We start from the raw sequence: 19,097 nt of genomic DNA on the forward strand, positions 1-19,097 counted from the left end.
ACCTACATCTCCTGATTTTGCGTTTCGTCACCCGGTTCCTGCTTTCGTAATGATCGATGCTCACCTAATGTTACGGTGATTTCTGCTCCCAACAATACGATGCACCAGCTCCAGTAAACCCATAAAAATAAAATGGGTATGACCGCCAAGACACCATAAATTAACTGATAGGAAGGAAATAGCGTGATATACAGCGTAAATCCCTTCTTTCCTAATTCGAACAAAACTGCCGCCACCAGCGCGCCAACCAGCGCATCTTTGACCGGCACCGGTACCGTTGGCACCACGCTGTACAGTAACCAGAATGAAATCCAGGACAGTATTAACGGAAAGATTCGTAATACCTGATCGATAAAACTATTCACTCCGGTGGTTGCCAGCCAGTTCAATGAAAGTAAATACGAACTGATCGCCATACTGGCACCGACCAAAATCGGCCCCAGCGTCAACACCATCCAATACACTGCGAAGGAAAAGACGATAGAACGCTTATTCTTGCTGCGCCAAATGGTATTCAGCACGCTATCCACCGAGTAAATCAGCAACAGCGCGGTGACAATCAGGCCACAGGTACCCACGGCCGTCATGCGGTTAGAGTTGGCGACAAACCGCTCAATATAGTTTTGGATAACATTGCCAGCAGATGGCATAAAGTTAGCAAAAACGAAATTCTTCAGTTGAATACTTATATCCGAAAACATCGGAAATGCGGCAAACAGCGCAAAAATCACCGTAATCAACGGGACTAAAGACAGTAATGAGACATAGGCTAGATGTCCAGCCAGCATAGTTAAGCCATCGTGATCTATGCGTCTGAAGAGCATTCGCCCAAAGCTGGCGCTGGGTTTTAACGGCGACGGTAAACGAAAGCGCGGAAATCCTGCCATATTCACCTCGAGGTCAAAAATGGGATTGAGAGCGAAGAGTGAGTCAGAAAAGGGTTAACCCTAATGCGTTAACCCGTGATCTCATTAGGAAAAATAGGCTGGAATAACGGTTTTGTCAGTTACATGAACCGCATTAATACCCAAGGCCTCCGCCGCTTCGATATTTGCAGCCACATCGTCAAAGAACACCGCCTGCTCCGGAGGGTAGTTTTCATTATTTAAAACATGGTGATAAATATCGGCATCCGGTTTACGCATCCCTAAATCCTGCGACAAATACATATAGTCTGCCGCTGCAGCGACCTCAGGATAATGTTGCGGCCAATAATTGCAATGCAAACGGTTGGTATTAGAGAGCACCACAACTCTGTGACCTTGCTCGCGCAGCTTTTTCATTATCTCAATAACTTCAGGGCGCAAACCAACAAAAATCGCCTGCCAACCGGTGGCAAACTGTTCAAAACTCAGGGAAAGCCCCATTTCGTCACTAAAGCGGCGCGCAAAATCTTCGTCGCTGATTTCACCTCGCTCATGCTGCTGAAAAATATCACCCATGGTGAAACGTTCGGTCAAAGTTGCCAGGGGCACACTGCTCAGTTTGCTCCAGACACCCAAAACGCGTTTGAAGTCGATATCAACAATCACATTCCCCAGATCAAAGATATACAGCATAGCGCTCTCCCAAATTTGAAGGTGAGTTCACTGTAACGGTAAAAAAGAAGGCTGAACAGACGGAGGAAGAAAAAGGAAAGGATAGAATTGAATATACGGTGGGGTATAAAAAGAACTCAGGGCGCCAATTGCGCCCTAAGTGTCTGTTATAGCTTAAAAAGGATTAACCTTCTTTGCTACCACGGCCAGCACGCTTACGATCGTTTTCCGTCAGATGACGCTTACGGATACGGATAGATTGCGGGGTTACTTCAACCAGTTCGTCGTCATCGATGAACTCCAGCGCTTGCTCCAGGGTTTTCTTGAGGAAAGGAACCAGAGTGGTTGCTTCATCAGTACCGGAGGCACGCATGTTGGTCAATTGCTTACCAGTCAGGCAGTTTACAGTCAGGTCGTTAGAGCGTGAGTGAATACCGATGATCTGGCCTTCATACACTTCGGTGCCGTGACCGATGAACAGCTTGCCGCGATCCTGCAATTTGTACAGTGCGAACGCAACAGCTTTACCCTGACCGTTAGAGATCAGTACGCCGTTCTGACGTTGACCGATTTCGCCTGGACGCACATCATCGTAGTGACTGAATGTGGAGTACAGCAGACCAGTACCAGAAGTCATGGTCATGAATTCAGTACGGAAACCGATCAGGCCGCGGCTAGGGATGGAGTAATCCAAACGGATACGCCCCTTGCCATCTGGAACCATGTCTTTCACGTCGCCTTTACGCTCACCCATGGCTTGCATTACTGCGCCCTGGTGTTGCTCTTCGATATCCAGCGTTACGTTTTCGAATGGTTCTTGGTTACGACCGTCAATCATACGGTTGATAACTTTAGGACGAGATACAGCCAGCTCGAAACCTTCACGACGCATGTTCTCGATCAGAACCGACAGGTGAAGTTCACCACGGCCTGAAACGCGGAATGCATCAGCATCTTCAGTTTCTTCAACACGCAGCGCCACGTTGTGGATCAATTCTTTGTTCAGACGGTCAAGAATCTGACGTGATGTCACATACTTACCTTCTTTACCACAGAATGGAGAGGTGTTAACGCAGAAGTACATGGTTACGGTTGGTTCATCAACAGACAGTGCTGGCAATGCTTCAACAGCATTCACATCACAAATAGTGTCAGAGATGTTCAACTCGCCCAGGCCGGTAATCGCGATGATGTCACCGGCTTCTGCCAGATTGGTCTCGATACGCTCCAGGCCCATGTGGCCCAATACTTTACCGACTTTACCGTTGCGAGTTTTACCTTCGCTATCGATAATGGTCACTTGCTGGTTAGGCTTAACAACGCCACGTTTGATACGGCCGATACCGATAACACCAACGTAGTTGTTGTAGTCCAGCTGGGAGATTTGCATCTGCAGTGGACCGTCACGGTCAACTTTTGGCGCAGGTACATGATCAACGATAGCTTGGTACAGCGGGGTCATGTCTTCCGCCATATCGTTGTGGTCTTCACCAGCAATACCCATCAATGCAGATGCATAGATGATAGGGAAGTCCAGCTGCTCGTCAGTCGCATCCAGGTTTACGAACAGGTCGAATACCTGATCCACAACCCAGTCAGGACGCGCGCCCGGACGGTCAACTTTGTTGATAACCACGATTGGTTTCAGACCATGAGCAAAGGCTTTCTTGGTCACGAAACGGGTCTGCGGCATCGGGCCATCCATTGCGTCGACGACCAGCAGCACGGAGTCAACCATTGACATCACACGCTCAACCTCACCACCGAAATCGGCGTGTCCTGGGGTATCCACGATGTTGATGCGGTAGTCTTTCCAATTAATGGCAGTATTTTTTGCGAGGATGGTTATACCACGCTCTTTCTCCAAGTCATTGGAGTCCATTACACGTTCGGTTGCTTCAGTACGTTCGCCGAAAGTACCGGATTGTTGCAGCAACTTATCGACCAGGGTAGTTTTCCCATGGTCAACGTGCGCAATAATGGCGATGTTACGCAGATTCTCGATCACAGCTTTTTTGCCTCAGGCATTTAGAAATAGCGCGCTATTGTACACGTAATAAGCGAGGGACTAAACAAGATCACAACCATCTCTTATAAACAACCTGACATCGGTTAGATTGTGATCCTATTCACGGTGCAAAAATCGCCTTTCGGCGCACTCTTGCACCAATATGGTGCCCAATGGCGCATAGGAAGCACCAAAATAGTGCAATATAACTATCCTGGTGCATACTGAATATCAGCAGACCCCCATGATATGGCATAAATGGGTGGTTTGAAAAGTTGGCACAGTTTTCGCAATACTCTTTTTAAGCTAAAAAAGTCTTTTTCCAGACAAAAATGGCAGCTAGCCACAACCTCAGTACATAACGGTAATCGTTCCACGACGACGACTATGACAAATCCGGGAGATATAAGTATGTCCGCTGAACATGTTTTGACGATGATCCATGAGCACCAAGTGAAATTTATTGATTTACGTTTCACCGATACCAAAGGGAAAGAGCAGCATGTCACCATCCCGGCTCATCAAGTCAACGCTGACTTCTTTGAAGAAGGCAAAATGTTTGATGGCTCCTCGATTGGCGGCTGGAAAGGCATTAACGAATCCGACATGGTATTGATGCCGGATGCCAGCACCGCAGTAATGGACCCGTTCTTCGCTGATTCTACCCTGATTATCCGTTGTGACATTCTGGAACCAGGTACCATGCAGGGTTATGACCGCGATCCGCGCTCTATCTCTAAACGTGCTGAAGACTTCCTAAAATCTTCCGGTCTGGCTGACACCGTACTGTTCGGGCCAGAGCCAGAGTTCTTCCTGTTTGATGACGTGCGTTTTGGCAACGACATCTCTGGCGCTTACTATCATATCGATGATATCGAAGCGGCGTGGAACTCCGGTACCAAATACGAAGGCGGTAACAAAGCTCACCGTCCCGGCGTGAAAGGCGGCTACTTCCCGGTGCCACCGGTCGATTCCGCTCAGGATCTGCGTTCTACCATGTGCCTGACCATGGAGGAAATGGGTCTGGTGGTTGAAGCTCATCACCACGAAGTGGCAACCGCTGGTCAGAACGAAGTGGCAACCCGCTTCAATACCATGACCAAGAAAGCTGACGAAATCCAGATTTACAAATACGTGGTGCACAACGTGGCTCACGCATTTGGCAAAACCGCGACCTTTATGCCTAAACCACTGGTTGGCGATAACGGTTCTGGTATGCACTGCCATATGTCACTGGCGAAAAACGGGACTAACCTGTTTGCTGGCGACAAATACGGCGGCCTGTCTGAAATGGCGCTGTTCTACATCGGCGGTATCATCAAACACGCTAAAGCAATCAACGCCTTCGCTAACCCAACCACCAACTCTTACAAGCGTTTGGTTCCGGGCTATGAAGCTCCGGTTATGCTGGCCTACTCTGCCCGTAACCGTTCTGCGTCAATCCGTATTCCAGTGATTGCCAGCCCGAAAGGTCGTCGTATTGAAGTTCGCTTCCCAGATCCTGCGGCTAACCCGTATCTGGCGTTTGCTGCCCAGTTGATGGCTGGTTTGGACGGCATTATCAACAAAATTCATCCTGGCGATGCTATGGATAAAAATCTTTACGACCTGCCGCCAGAAGAAGCGAAAGAGATCCCAACCGTTGCCGGTTCTCTGGACGAAGCACTGGCTGCACTGGATGCAGACCGCGAGTTCCTGACCCGTGGTGGTGTATTCACTGATGATTCCATCGATGCTTATATTGCATTGAAACAGGAAGAAATGGATCGTGTGCGCATGACTCCACACCCAGTTGAGTTCGAACTGTATTACAGCGTCTAATTTTAAGTAGCCGTTTTTTGTTGCCGTGGAAACTTTTAGCCCATCTTCGGATGGGCTTTTTTCTCCACTTTATCTTTCTTTAATAATAACCTGACTCGGCAATTACGCTGATTTTTCAGGATAAATGCACTGAACCGGTGTTGGAGTCTGCTATATGGCAACAGGCACGCTGCCCGATGCTGGGCAGATACTCAATTCTCTCATTAACAGCATTCTGCTGTTAGATGATGACCTGGCTATTCACTACGCCAATCCCGCAGCTCAACAACTGCTGGCGCAAAGCTCCCGTAAACTTTTTGGTACACCTCTGCCAGATTTATTAGGCTATTTTTCGCTCAACATTCCGCTAATGCGGGAAAGTCTGATCTCAGGGCAAGGTTTTACCGATAATGAAGTGACGCTGGTAGTCGATGGGCGAGCACATATTTTATCGCTGACGGCACAATCGCTACCCGAAGGTTTTATTCTGCTGGAAATGGCGCCGATGGATAATCAGCGCCGCCTCAGTCAGGAGCAACTCCAGCACGCTCAGCAGGTGGCAGCGCGAGATCTGGTACGAGGATTAGCCCACGAGATTAAAAACCCGCTCGGTGGCTTACGCGGCGCAGCACAGCTATTGGCGAAGGCTCTACCTGACCCATCGCTACTGGAATACACCAAAGTGATTATCGAACAAGCCGATCGTCTGCGTAATCTGGTGGATCGCCTGCTTGGCCCTCAACGTCCCGGTCAGCATATCAACCAAAGTATTCATCAGGTTGCTGAACGGGTTTGCCAGTTGGTATCACTGGAAAAACCGAATAATGTCACCCTGATTCGTGATTACGATCCCAGCCTGCCGGAATTGGCTCACGATCCGGATCAAATTGAACAGGTATTACTGAATATCACCCGCAACGCCTTACAGGCCTTGGGTGAAAAAGGCGGCAATATCACTCTGCGTACCCGCACGGCGTTTCAGATAACGCTTCACGGCGTTCGCTACCGTCTGGCCGCTCGAATTGATATAGAAGATAACGGCCCCGGTGTACCCGCGCAGCTTCAGGATACTCTGTTCTATCCTATGGTCAGCGGCCGCGAGGGAGGAACTGGCCTCGGCCTGTCCATAGCACGCAGCCTTATCGATCAGCATTCGGGTAAGATTGAATTTAACAGTTGGCCGGGACACACCGAATTTTCGGTTTACCTGCCTATTCGCCAGTGAGGTTTCCATGCAACGAGGGATAGTCTGGATCGTCGATGACGATAGCTCCATCCGCTGGGTGCTTGAACGCGCACTGACTGGAGCAGGTTTAAACTGTGTCAGTTTCGACAACGGCCATGCCGTGTTGGATGCATTGGCCACACAAACTCCGGATGTGTTGTTATCAGATATTCGTATGCCAGGAATGGACGGTTTAGCGCTGCTCAAGCAGATTAAACAGCGCCACCCGATGCTCCCGGTCATCATAATGACAGCGCATTCCGATTTGGATGCGGCGGTCAGCGCCTATCAACAAGGTGCTTTCGATTATCTGCCAAAACCTTTCGATATTGATGAGGCTGTCGCGCTGGTTGAACGCGCTATCAGCCATTATCAGGAGCAGCAACAACCGCCGCGCAGCCAACCTGCCAGTGGGCCGACGACTGATATTATCGGTGAGGCACCGGCAATGCAGGACGTATTCCGCATTATTGGCCGCCTTTCCCGCTCATCCATTAGCGTTTTGATTAATGGTGAGTCTGGAACCGGCAAGGAATTAGTCGCTCATGCTCTCCATCGCCATAGCCCACGGGCAAAAGCGCCGTTTATCGCCTTAAATATGGCGGCAATTCCGAAGGATTTGATTGAATCCGAGCTATTTGGTCACGAAAAAGGCGCTTTTACCGGCGCAAATCAGGTGCGTCAGGGACGATTTGAACAGGCCGACGGCGGCACCTTATTTCTGGATGAAATCGGCGATATGCCGATGGACGTACAAACTCGCCTACTGCGAGTGCTAGCTGACGGCCAGTTCTATCGGGTTGGCGGATATGCGCCAGTGAAAGTAGATGTGCGTATTATTGCAGCTACTCACCAAAATCTGGAGTTGCGGGTTCAGGAAGGGAAATTCCGCGATGATTTATTCCATCGCTTAAACGTGATTCGGGTTCATTTACCGCCGCTGCGAGAACGTCGGGAGGATATTCCTCGTCTGGCGCGCTATTTCTTACAAGTTGCAGCCAAAGAATTGGGCGTGGAAGCCAAAAATCTTCATCCGGATACAGAAACGGCCCTGACTCGTTTACCCTGGCCGGGTAACGTCCGTCAGTTGGAAAATACCTGTCGTTGGCTAACGGTGATGGCAGCTGGACAGGAAGTACTGATTCAGGATTTGCCGGGAGAGCTGTTTGAAACCGTCTCGCCAAATGCCGAAGACCAGAAACAGCAGGATAGCTGGGCCACACTACTGGCTCAATGGGCAGACAGAGCTTTGCGTTCTGGTCATCAAGATTTGTTATCGGAAGCACAGCCAGAAATGGAGCGCACTTTGCTCACCACCGCTTTGCGCCATACTCAAGGACATAAGCAAGAAGCCGCACGGTTATTGGGCTGGGGACGTAACACTCTAACCAGAAAGCTAAAAGAATTGGGAATGGAATAGTCGAGAAATAACGCCCTCAGTCGCAGCCATAGCTCTGAGGGCGATTAATCATCAGATAACGCGGGAGAATTGCTGTTTACGTGCCTGTTTTCGCAAATAAATATCAAAACACATACAGATATTGCGAATCAGTAAACGACCTCGAGATGTCACCCGAATGCCCGTTTCGTCTCGCTCCACCAGCCCATCGTCTTCAAACTGCGCCAGCAAAGCCAAATCTTCGGCAAAGTAATCAGCAAAACGAATACCATACTGTTGCTCAATCGGTGCGTAATTCAGCTGGAAATGACAAATTAGCGTTTTAATCACGTCACGACGAATGCAGTCATCCTCGGTCATCGCCAGCCCGCGCCACAACGCATTTCCTCGTTCCTCAACCTTTGCGTAATAGGTTTTCAGATCTTTTTCATTTTGCGCGTAGCTATCGCCCAACATGCTAATCGCCGAAACGCCCAGCCCCAGCAGATCACTTTCACCTTGCGTGGTATAACCCTGGAAATTTCGATGTAATGTCCCTTCCCGCTGCGCCACCGCCAGTTCATCATCCGGACGAGCAAAGTGATCCATACCAATAAATTGATATCCTGAATCTGTCAGGAAACTGATCGTGTGCTGCAAAATGTCCAGACGCTGTTCCGGGCTAGGCAAATCTTCATCTTTGATTTTTCGCTGAGCCGCGAACAATGAAGGCAAATGAGCGTAATTGAACACGCTCAAGCGATCTGGGCCAAGCTCTGCTACCCGTTTTAGCGTGAAAGCAAAACTTTCTGGCGTCTGCTTCGGTAAACCATAGATCAAATCAATATTGGTCGATTTGAATCCCACCGCTTTAGCGCGAGCAATCAGCGCAAAGATAAAGTCTTCGTCCTGTTCACGGTTGACCAATCGCTGAACTTCTTTATTGAAATCCTGCACCCCCATGCTCAGGCGGTTAAAGCCTTCGGCACGCAGGTGATCGATAACGTCTAGCTCAATTTCACGCGGGTCGACTTCAATGGATTGTTCCGCTTCGGGTAAAAAATCAAAATTATCCCGTAGCAAATTCATTAACTGCGTGATTTGTGTGTTATTCAGATAGGTTGGCGTCCCGCCGCCCCAGTGCATCTGACTGACCTGACGCCCTTTGAATAAGCTTGCGCGCTGACGAATTTCTTTTTCCAGTACCGCCAGATATTCATCAGCCTTATGCTGCTGGCGAGTAACCAGCTTATTACAGCCGCAAAAGTAGCAAAGCTTATGACAAAACGGGATGTGGACATACAGCGAAAGCGGTCGCTCAGGGTAACGGCCAACCGCCCGTTCATAAGCCGCATCATCATAAGATTCGCTAAACTCAAGGGCGGTGGGATATGAGGTATAACGTGGACCTGAATAGTTATATTTTTGAATTAGGGCCAGATCCCAAACAACAGCGTTCTCAGACATTGTTCATTCCTTCCGATATTTTTTTCTACCGGGCCGGTTAAAAGGCGATTGTTTACGTTGTCTGGCCGCGGAAGCGCTGCGCAGGCGGGATTTCCGCTGCGACAGCCGCCATAGTTTACCCAATAACCACACTAGATAACATGTAAGTAGTAGGGTTATCGTCGGGATCACCCAATTCATAGCTTAGAATGCGTCTTTATTACCGCGTTTCAGTAACTGTAAGATATCTTCCTGCTTCTCTTCAGGCTTTTCATCATCTTCGTCATCACCAAGTTCAATACCCAGCTGTTCCATCAATGCGTCGATGCGATCCAACGTCAGATCGACATAAGCCTGATCTTCTTTGCTCAATACTTCGTCATTATCCAGACGATCCAGTAATGCATCCAGGCGTTCGTCATTTTCCAGCTTAGCCAGCTCTTCTTCCGGTGTCAGACGTGGTTTGGCTACAGGCTTAGGCGCAGCAGGCTTAGCTTTAACTTTGCCTTCAACCACCAGCGGTACAGGCACTTTACTGCCGATACGCGGATCTTTTTCCTGAACCTGAGTCTGGCCTTTCTTGTTGTTGGCCTCTACGTTGGTTCTCGCACCTGAGCGATTACCGCTGTGTCTTTTCTGACGTTTACGTTCGCGAGCTTCAAGATCAAGCTCTACGCGTGTCTTTTTATTACGCTTTGGTGTTGCGGTTTTGCCGCGCGGTGCTTTCGTTGGCTGGTTCATAACCTGTGCTCTTAAATTAGGTAAATAAATATAGGATTGGATTTAGTATAGGATTGCGGCGGAATCTAGCAGAAAGCAGACAAAGAAAAAAGGCGGCAGGTTGCCCTGTCGCCTTTTTTCGCACCTTCTGCGGAAGGATATCCTTACAGCGCAATCCGTGCGCTTATCCAACTTCCCTGTTTATCCCTTGACTACACGACACTCCATGTCGGTCTGTCCGTAAAATTTACCGCTCCTTGCAGCCTTCCTTTGCTCCGCCCGATCCTGGCATTTACTCGTTCTTCCTTGCCGACTTGAAAGTCACCATCCTGACTCATCCGTGGGTCATCGTCCTTAATCTCTGCTGATTCCTTTCGATTCCCTGAGACAACAACCCATCCCGAGTCGCTGATAATTTCCTTTTGGTACATCCCAGTACCGGCGATAACTTTACTAGCCCGTTGTTTTTACTCAAGACACTTACACCAATGCGGACTGGTTCAATTATCACCGTATTGATAATAGATTGTTTTTAAAGCAAGATTTCTTAACAATACTTAAAAAATAAGACATCGCCGCAGCAAAAAATGGGCAATCGCTTACAAAACATCAAGTTCCAGAGCCATTTTTCTCGCATACTGAGTTAATCGAGATAAACCCCCCGCTTTCCCGCCGATGTAGTTATAATCCCCCCATGTTAGCTATCTCTTACGGAGACGAAAAATTTTGACCATTAAAAACTATAACTATCATATGACCCATTTCGTCATCAGTGCTCCGGATATTCGCCATCTTCCGCGCGACGAAGGCATTGAGGTCGCATTTGCGGGCCGTTCCAATGCGGGTAAGTCCAGCGCGCTTAACACATTGACCAACCAAAAAAGTCTGGCACGTACCAGTAAAACGCCGGGACGTACTCAGTTGATCAACCTGTTTGAAGTGACCGATGGTATCCGTCTGGTGGATTTACCGGGTTACGGTTACGCAGAAGTACCTGAAGAAATGAAAATCAAATGGCAGCGCGCGCTGGGTGAATATTTACAGAAGCGTAACTGCCTGAAAGGGCTGGTTGTGTTGATGGATATTCGCCATCCATTGAAAGATCTGGATCAGCAAATGATTACCTGGGCCGTTGCTGTAGGTACGCCAGTGATGCTGTTACTGACCAAAGCCGATAAATTGGCTTCCGGTGCGCGTAAAGCCCAGTTGAATATGGTTCGCGAAGCCATTATTCCTTTCATGGGTGATATTCAGGTCGAAGCGTTCTCTTCACTGAAAAAAATTGGCGTTGATAAACTGCGGGAAAAACTGGACACCTGGTTCAGCGAAATTCCGCCGGAAGTGATGGAAGAACTGGAAGACGACGGCGAGTAAGCAAGATTCCGCACTGTGATTAACCGGTTTATCTCTTAATCCTCCACTCTACGGGCGGCAGCCTCTGGTTGTTGCCCGGCATTGCTTCCCAGACTTAACCCCGCGTCCCTGTTTCTTCCCCAAATTGCATTCTAACGCTGAATAAATCGGCCAATGGCCGGATTGCGCCCATAAAAAACGCCCCAGTCAATAAATGACTGGGGCGGCTAAAATATTCAGCCAAATCCGATTACGTGAAGTAAAAGGTCTGAAAGATAGAACATCTTACCTCTGTACCCTACATCTGTAACTCTACATCATTTTTTCGCAGGGCAAAAGAATTTTTTGTTGTATAGTTACACAAATTGGCACGATTCAGCGGTGAGGAACCGAGCATAATCGGCACCTAATGTAGCTTAATTACATAAAACGCTTTAATAATCGCCACTTAGTGAGCCTGATCCCAATTCTTACCCACGCCGACATCAACCTTCAACGGCACGTCCAATTCCATGCTCTGTTCCATCAGATCGCGAATCTTCTGAGTGGCACTTTCCAGCACGCTTTCATGCACTTCAAACACCAACTCATCGTGTACCTGCATGATCACACGAACTAGAGGCTCTTCCTGCTGTTGTAACCAGTTATCTACTGCAATCATTGCTCGCTTAATAATATCGGCAGCGGTGCCTTGCATAGGCGCATTAATCGCTTCACGCTCCGCAGCTTTACGACGAGTGGCATTACGGGAGTTAATATCGGGCAGGTACAAGCGGCGCCCATCCAGAGTGGTCACATAACCTTGCTCGGCCGCTTGTTTACGCGTTCTTTCCATATATTCCAGCACCCCCGGATAACGCTCAAAATACAGATCCATGTAACGTTGAGCTTCCCCACGCGGAATATTCAGCTGACGCGCCAAACCAAAGGCGCTCATACCGTAAATCAAACCAAAGTTAATCGCCTTCGCGCTACGGCGCTGCTCTGAGGTTACATTTTCCAGCGCCACGCCAAAGACTTCTGCCGCCGTTGCCCGGTGAATATCTTTACCCGCAGCAAAAGCCGCCAGCAGGCCTTTATCCTGTGAAAGATGCGCCATAATTCTCAGTTCGATTTGAGAATAATCGGCAGCCAGAATGCTGTAATCGGTTGGTGCGATAAATGCCTGACGAATTCGTCGACCTTCCTCATTTCTTACAGGAATGTTTTGCAGGTTAGGATCGCGAGAAGATAAACGGCCGGTAGCCGTTACCGCCTGATGATATGAAGTATGTACTCGCCCGGAAACCGGGTTAATCATTAAAGGTAACTTATCGGTATAGGTACTTTTCAGCTTGGCCAGGCCACGATATTCGAGAATAACCTTCGGCAGCGGGTAATCCAGCGCCAGTTCTGCCAACACTTCCTCATTGGTGGACGGCGCGCCGCCCGGCGTTTTTTTCAAAATGGGCAGTTTCTGCTTTTCATACAAAATGGCCTGTAGCTGCTTCGGCGACGCCAGATTAAAAGGTTCGCCTGCCAATTCGTGCGCCTGTTTCTCCAATTCAGCCAAACGAATGGTTAATTCTTGAGAATGCGTAGAAAGAATAGATTGGTCGATTAACACGCCGGTGCGTTCTATATGCGACAAAACCGGCAGCAGCGGCATTTCAATTTCTCGGAAAATACGCAGTAAACCTTCGCTTTCCTGTAGCTTCGGCCACATGGCTAAATGCAATTGTAGAGTCACATCCGCATCTTCTGCCGCATAAGGCGAAGCCTGTTCCAGTGCAATCTGGTTGAAAGTCAGCTGGTTCTTACCTTTTCCGGCAATTTCTTCAAAAGTAATGGTTTTATGATTGAGATAACGCTCAGACAGGCTATCCATATCATGGCGGCCAGCAACGCTATTCAACACATAAGATTCCAGCATGGTGTCAAATTCGATGCCACGCAGATCGATATCATAACGAGCCAGCAGGCTTTTATCGAACTTCAGGTTCTGCCCGACTTTATGCGATTTCGCGTCTTCCAGCAGCGGTTTAAGGTGTGCCAATACCCAATCACGATCCAGCTGCGCTGGCGCGTCCAGATAATCATGAGCTACGGGCAGATAAGCCGCTTCACCGGGAGCAATAGCGAAAGAAAGCCCGATGAGATTGGCAGTCAAAGTGTCTAAACCGTCAGTTTCTGTATCAAAAGCAAAGACATCAGCCTTTTTCAGCCGCTCAAACCAATCGAAGAAAGTTTCTTCATCCAAAATGGTCTGGTAGTTTTCTTGTGAAAGCTGTGCCGTCACCTCAGCAATCGGAGCAGCAATATCTACAGCGGCGGCAGCTTTACTATCACTCTTACCCGTCCCCGTCGGGCGCGGTTTATTGCCCTCCAGCCACTTTCCGCCTTCTAAATCAACCAGCCAGCGTTTGAATTCATAACGCCCAAATAATGTATGCAGCTGATCGACATCGGGAGCCGAAACCGTCAACTCGCTACAAGTCACATCCAGCTCAACATCAGTTTTAATCGTAGCCAGTTTATAAGAGAGGTAGGCAACGTCTTTGTTCTGTTCCAGCTTGGCAGCCATGGTTTTCGCGCCGCGGAAAGTCAGGGTCGCGATTTTATCCAGATTGCTATAAAGCGTATCCAACCCACCTAAGCCTTGTAATAACGCCTGCGCGGTCTTTTCTCCCACGCCCGGCACGCCAGGAATGTTATCCGACGCGTCCCCCATCAGCGCCAGAAAATCGATGATCAGTTCTGGAGGTATGCCATATTTTTCGCATACTTCTTCTGGACCAAGGATGGTGTTGTTCATGGTATTGATCAGGGTGATATTTTGCGTGACTAACTGCGCCATATCTTTATCACCGGTGCTGATTAATACTGAGTGGCCGGCTTTCTCGGCTTCCTGCGCCAAAGTGCCAATCACGTCATCAGCCTCAACGCCAGAAACCGCTAACAGCGGCAGCCCCATCGCTTTCACCATTTGGTGTAACGGCTCAATCTGCGAGCGCAAATCATCAGGCATCGGCGGGCGGTGAGATTTATATTCAGCAAATAGCTCATCACGGAAGGTTTTACCTTTGGCATCAAAAACTACCGCAACATGGCTTGGATGGTACTGTAGCAGCAGGCTGCGCAGCATGTTAAGCACGCCATACATCGCACCTGTTGGTTCCCCGCTGGCGTTGGTCAGTGGAGGAAATGCATGGTAGGCGCGATAGAGGTAAGAGGAGCCGTCAACCAGGATTAAGGGGTTTTCTGCGATTTGTGCCATAAGGTGTCTTCATCTTTAATTGCTGAGTCTGGTGCTAAGAATGCCATAGCTGACAGCAAGAGACGAATCTTAGCGGCCTTTCTTGTGTGATTTTCGTGAGCGATCGCTACATGATCGAACCGATCCGTTCTGTGGATAACTTTGTGAGTAAAAGAGTAAAGAGGATCTATTTTAATAACATTACCCATCGAGAGTATTATTAAAATACATATAAATCATTGAGTTAAAATAATCTACATTCACAATTATCGTCATGAAATTTTTATCGTAATTGTGGATATTAGTTAATTGAACTTTTTATATAGGGAATTAATATTGGTGTATTTTCCTGGCGGAGAATATTGGATATCAAAATTTTAAAAACGGTGGATAGCTTTTCAGGCCCTATGGATGTGACGCTGGTATAAATTAAAACACCTTACTGTAAAATGCTTAAGCGATATTTCTATAATCGATAGATTGGTTTTTAGGAATTTTCTTAAACTAATTGAATCAATTGAATATTCAATGAAGGAAAATCGTCATTTTATTCCAGCCTAGTTAATTAAACGTTGTCACTTTATATTGATAATACAAATTTATTCCATGTTTATCATAGTGTTTTTTTAAGGTAATAAACCGACCGAAGCCGGTTTATTATCACTGAATTATCATTACTTTTGTTTAATCAAAAAGTTAACGACATCAGAATATTGTTTAGCGTAGGCTTCTTGTGAAGAGGTATCAATACCGTCGTTTTTGATTTGGTATTTACCATTCACGAACATAGCAGGAACGCCGCGTAATCCGAGGTCTTCAGCCGCTTTTTGTTGTTGCGCGACCAATGATTTAACGACGAAGCTATTGATAGCACTATCATACTCTTCTGCAGGAACACCGGCTTTGATAAACACATTACGAATATCAGATGGAGTCTGAACAACCTGAGTTTTCTGCACACCTTCAAACATCAATGGAGTAATTTTATCTTCTACACCCAATGCCAAGGCAACAGCCCATGCCTGAGTTAACTCTTTACCTAGAGGCCCCAAAAAGTCTACATGATAACGAGTCATTTTAGTGCCTTCTGGCAGTGACTTCTTCACTGTTTCAGGCACTTTATATATCTCTTCAAACTGATAGCAATGTGGGCAATAGAATGAGAAGAACTCCAAAACCTGCGGCTCGCCTGTTGCCGGTTTATCTAAAGTCACATATTGGGAACCATCAGAAAATTGTGCCGCTGAGGCACTAAATGCCATCACCATACCCACTAATGCAAGCCATACTTTATTCATACAATAAAAATCTCCATTATCTTAACATCAATACATTGGAATCAGCTGTAGAGGGGGTGCCTGCAACAACTTAACCTGCTCTGCAAATACCGAAGTCTGCTGTAACCAAAAATCAGGCTCCGCCATCCACGGAAAACTTTTAGGAAAAGCTGGATCTTGCCAACGTCTGACGACCCAAGCCAGGTAATAAACCATACGCATAGCGCGTAAAGGTTCGATCAACGTTAATTCCCGCTGATCAAAATCTGCAAATTCGCCATAAGCCTCCAGCAATATATCCAACTGAATAAGCTGCTCGCTACGTTCTCCATGTAATAACATCCAGAGATCCTGCACTGCCGGGCCATTACGCGAGTCATCCAAATCAACAAAAAATGGGCCGTCACGCCAAAGAATATTACCTGGGTGACAGTCTCCATGCAGACGAATAGGCTGCCAGTCAGTACGCCAGTACTGTTTGATAGTATCAATAAGCAAATCTGTTGCAGCTAAAAACTTATCTTTCTGCTTGGTTGGAACCAACTCACAGTCTGCCAGCAGGCTTCGCGGTTCAGTCAGATATTCTTCAACGCTCATCGTTGGTCGGGTTATAAACCGGCTTTTGCTACCAACCCGATGTATTCGCCCGAGAAAGCGCCCGACCCACTCTAATTGATCCAGATTATCGATCTCATACTGACGCCCGCCCACGCTGGGGAATACAACAAAGAAAAAACCGCAGTGGATATGCAAAGTCTGGCCATTCAGCGCTAAAGGCGCTACGGCCGGAATTTCTGCTTCCGCTAGATCGAGAGAAAAACGGTGCTCTTCCTCAATTTGGGCGGCATTCCAGCGCTCAGGTCGATAAAATTTCACGACATAACGCTTCCGGTCTTCATCCATAAACTGATAAACCCGGTTTTCATAGCTGTTTAACGCCGTTAAACCTGAATCCACTCGCAATCCGACGCCTTCAAGGGCATCCATGATCAGGTCTGGAGACAATGACTGAAAATTAAAAGCAGAGTTATTTAGAACAGCATTTTTAGGCATCAGTTATTCACGGTGATCTATTGATAGCAGAAGATAACATCATTCAAAAAACGTCGGCATTCATTGCCATGACTAATCTTTAATGATGCCACGAGCCCGTAACAACGCCGTTTTGAAATCTTCTTCATAGTCTTTTTTCAAACCTGGAATGGTTTCTGTAGCGGCAGAACCTCGCATCTTCAGATGATAAATGAGAATATCGTCCGTCAAATCTGAAAAATCGCCTTTAAAACCCGCTTCTATTGCCAGCTTTTGCAGGAACTGAATGAGATTCAGATCGGGTTCTTGTTGCCAGGCCGGATGTAAAAGTTCAATCAGTTCATTTACGCGATGACATTTCATAGAAAAACTATCCTATTTGAAAATATGAAGACAAAGTAGCAGGGTTAGCCAGGTAGTGAAAGAGACCTAACTGTCAATAAAGGTAAATCCTTACTCCGTCACTGGTTTAGTTATACAATTCCTGAATCGCTTATTGTAATAAGGTCGGCCAATGCAGCCAATGATTACCGGAATAATTCTCGCAGGAGGGCGCTCAACTCGAATGGGGGGGGAAGATAAGGGATTGCTTCAACTGAGCGGAAAATTGCTGTACCAGCATGTCGCAGATAAATTGGCTCCTCAGGTTAAGCATTTACTGATTAATACTAACCGCAATATCTCTTGCTATGAGAAATCCGGGATTCCAGTTTTTAGCGATATCACTGACGACTTTTCCGGCCCTTTGGCGGGAATGCTAGCAGGATTAAATATAGCCGCGACTGAATGGTGCATTTTTGTGCCTTGCGATGTCCCAGATATTCCATCAAATATGGTTGAGAAACTTTGGCAAGGCCGAAATAACACGCTGGCCGCTTATGTGAACGATGGTGAAAGAGATCATCCAACGCTGGTTTTACTGCATAAAAGCCTGATAACAACATTAGAGAACTATCTGGCAAATGGAGAAAGAAAACTAATGGTCTTACTCCAAAATATTCATGCTCAACGGGTTATATTTAATGAATCAGCAGAGATGTTTTGTAATTTAAATACGCCTGAAGACTGTGCGTTATGGGAAGAAAGGAATACAGAAAGACAATGAGCAAGCCAATTCCCCCACTCCTAGGAATAGCGGCATACAGCGGCACAGGGAAAACGACGTTACTGAAGCAACTTATTCCCCTATTACGACAGCGTGGCGTTCGGGTAGGGCTAATTAAGCATACTCATCATAATATGGATGTCGATACGCCAGGTAAAGATAGCTATGAGCTACGGAAAGCCGGTGCAGACCAGACATTAGTTGCTAGTGATAAACGTTGGGCGCTAATGACTGAAACGCCAGATAATCCGTCATTGGATCTCCAATATTTAGCAAGCCGATTGGATGCAAACAGTATCGATCTCGTATTGGTCGAGGGGTTCAAACATGAGCCTATCAATAAGATCGCCCTATATCGAGCGGCTGTAGGAAAACCTTTTACCGGAGTAATCGATAAGCATGTTATTGCGCTAGCAAGCGATGAACCGGCACCTACAGATTTACCGCAATTGGATATTAATCAACCCTATCATATTGCTGATTTCATCTGTTCCTGGCTGAAAAGTCAGTCTTAACTGCTGCTGATAGTATAAAGCTGGTCACGCCATTAGGTTGGCTCGAAGATGATGACTTAGCTGACTTTTCAACAGGACGCTTGCGCCTGACAGCCCACACTCTTGCCGCTAAAACCACTTTTCAAACAGCCACTTATTCACACCGTTAATAGCATCTTATAATACCCTGATAACTGGGCTAATTTGGGGTAGGGTTGCATCACATTGCCTAAAACTTCGGCAAAATCACCCTCATTGCAAGTTAACAACACAACAATCTAGATGATAAAAAAGGTTATTTGGTATGTAGCCTGACTCGTCAGTCACCGCCAGAGTTTTAACCAGCAGTTAAAAATCTTCTGTCTGTTACTCTTCGCAGTGAGGCCGGTAGTGTATCAGAGGCCTCAGCATCCCGACTGGCGACACGTTTTATCCCCTTACGCCCCACCGGATGCAAGCCTGGCTATTGAGCTACCGCCGAGTGTG

At 47.3% G+C, this 19,097-nt stretch carries 15 protein-coding genes; 6 read left to right on the forward strand and 9 right to left on the reverse strand.

The window, feature by feature from the left end; all coding sequences use genetic code 11:
- Positions 1-2 precede the first annotated feature (2 nt).
- The 3 genes from ACQ4OC_RS12480 to typA form a co-directional block, all read right to left on the reverse strand.
- Positions 3-887: a virulence factor BrkB family protein gene (locus ACQ4OC_RS12480; protein WP_064514646.1), complete on the reverse strand. Its 885-nt coding sequence runs from the start codon at positions 885-887 to the stop codon at positions 3-5.
- An 84-nt stretch (positions 888-971) separates the two neighbouring features.
- The gene (yihX, locus tag ACQ4OC_RS12485) at positions 972-1,559 is read right to left on the reverse strand and encodes a glucose-1-phosphatase (RefSeq protein ID WP_064514648.1); all 588 of its coding nucleotides are present in this window, start codon (positions 1,557-1,559) and stop codon (positions 972-974) included.
- A 163-nt stretch (positions 1,560-1,722) separates the two neighbouring features.
- Positions 1,723-3,546 carry a ribosome-dependent GTPase TypA gene (gene typA / locus ACQ4OC_RS12490; protein ID WP_049601403.1) on the reverse strand — a complete coding sequence of 608 codons (1,824 nt, stop codon included), beginning with the start codon at positions 3,544-3,546 and terminating at the stop codon, positions 1,723-1,725.
- 411 nt (positions 3,547-3,957) lie between these two features.
- On the opposite strand from typA, the gene glnA reads away from it, so the two are divergent.
- The 3 genes from glnA to glnG all read left to right on the forward strand — a co-directional run bounded on the left by glnA (position 3,958) and on the right by glnG (position 7,991).
- A complete protein-coding gene (gene glnA / locus ACQ4OC_RS12495) occupies positions 3,958-5,367 on the forward strand; it encodes a glutamate--ammonia ligase (RefSeq protein ID WP_430971210.1) in 1,410 nt (469 codons plus the stop codon).
- A gap of 154 nt (positions 5,368-5,521) precedes the next feature.
- Positions 5,522-6,571 (forward strand): nitrogen regulation protein NR(II), encoded by a 1,050-nt coding sequence (glnL, locus tag ACQ4OC_RS12500; protein ID WP_064514651.1) that lies wholly within the window; start codon positions 5,522-5,524, stop codon positions 6,569-6,571.
- A gap of 7 nt (positions 6,572-6,578) precedes the next feature.
- On the forward strand, positions 6,579-7,991 hold the full coding sequence (gene glnG / locus ACQ4OC_RS12505; protein ID WP_064514653.1) for a nitrogen regulation protein NR(I): 1,413 nt from the start codon (positions 6,579-6,581) through the stop codon (positions 7,989-7,991).
- Between the two features lie 51 nt (positions 7,992-8,042).
- On the opposite strand, the gene hemN is transcribed toward glnG, so the two are convergent.
- Positions 8,043-9,416: an oxygen-independent coproporphyrinogen III oxidase gene (gene hemN / locus ACQ4OC_RS12510; protein ID WP_064514655.1), complete on the reverse strand. Its 1,374-nt coding sequence runs from the start codon at positions 9,414-9,416 to the stop codon at positions 8,043-8,045.
- Between the two features lie 183 nt (positions 9,417-9,599).
- A complete protein-coding gene (gene yihI / locus ACQ4OC_RS12515; protein ID WP_064514657.1) occupies positions 9,600-10,136 on the reverse strand; it encodes a Der GTPase-activating protein YihI in 537 nt (178 codons plus the stop codon).
- 705 nt (positions 10,137-10,841) lie between these two features.
- Between yihI and yihA the strand changes: the two genes are divergently transcribed.
- Complete coding sequence (gene yihA / locus ACQ4OC_RS12520) at positions 10,842-11,489, forward strand: ribosome biogenesis GTP-binding protein YihA/YsxC (protein WP_049601387.1); 648 nt, start codon at positions 10,842-10,844, stop codon at positions 11,487-11,489.
- Between the two features lie 427 nt (positions 11,490-11,916).
- On the opposite strand, the gene polA is transcribed toward yihA, so the two are convergent.
- The 4 genes from polA to ACQ4OC_RS12540 form a co-directional block, all read right to left on the reverse strand.
- Positions 11,917-14,724: a DNA polymerase I gene (polA, locus tag ACQ4OC_RS12525; protein ID WP_430971211.1), complete on the reverse strand. Its 2,808-nt coding sequence runs from the start codon at positions 14,722-14,724 to the stop codon at positions 11,917-11,919.
- A gap of 653 nt (positions 14,725-15,377) precedes the next feature.
- Positions 15,378-16,001: a thiol:disulfide interchange protein DsbA gene (dsbA, locus tag ACQ4OC_RS12530; protein WP_064514663.1), complete on the reverse strand. Its 624-nt coding sequence runs from the start codon at positions 15,999-16,001 to the stop codon at positions 15,378-15,380.
- A gap of 27 nt (positions 16,002-16,028) precedes the next feature.
- Positions 16,029-17,033 carry a serine/threonine protein kinase gene (locus ACQ4OC_RS12535; RefSeq protein WP_430971212.1) on the reverse strand — a complete coding sequence of 335 codons (1,005 nt, stop codon included), beginning with the start codon at positions 17,031-17,033 and terminating at the stop codon, positions 16,029-16,031.
- 72 nt (positions 17,034-17,105) lie between these two features.
- On the reverse strand, positions 17,106-17,375 hold the full coding sequence (locus tag ACQ4OC_RS12540; RefSeq protein ID WP_049601376.1) for a YihD family protein: 270 nt from the start codon (positions 17,373-17,375) through the stop codon (positions 17,106-17,108).
- Between the two features lie 151 nt (positions 17,376-17,526).
- Here ACQ4OC_RS12540 and mobA point away from each other — a divergent pair, with 151 nt between their 5' ends.
- Entirely contained in the window at positions 17,527-18,117 is a 591-nt protein-coding gene (gene mobA, locus ACQ4OC_RS12545) for a molybdenum cofactor guanylyltransferase MobA (protein WP_064514665.1), read from the forward strand.
- Positions 18,114-18,632, forward strand: coding sequence for a molybdopterin-guanine dinucleotide biosynthesis protein MobB (mobB, locus tag ACQ4OC_RS12550; RefSeq protein ID WP_064514667.1), 519 nt, complete (start codon positions 18,114-18,116; stop codon positions 18,630-18,632). Before mobA ends, mobB begins: the two co-directional genes overlap by 4 nt.
- Positions 18,633-19,097 lie beyond the last annotated feature (465 nt).

Source organism: Yersinia sp. J1 (assembly GCF_050586585.1).
Lineage (GTDB): Bacteria > Pseudomonadota > Gammaproteobacteria > Enterobacterales > Enterobacteriaceae > Yersinia > Yersinia entomophaga.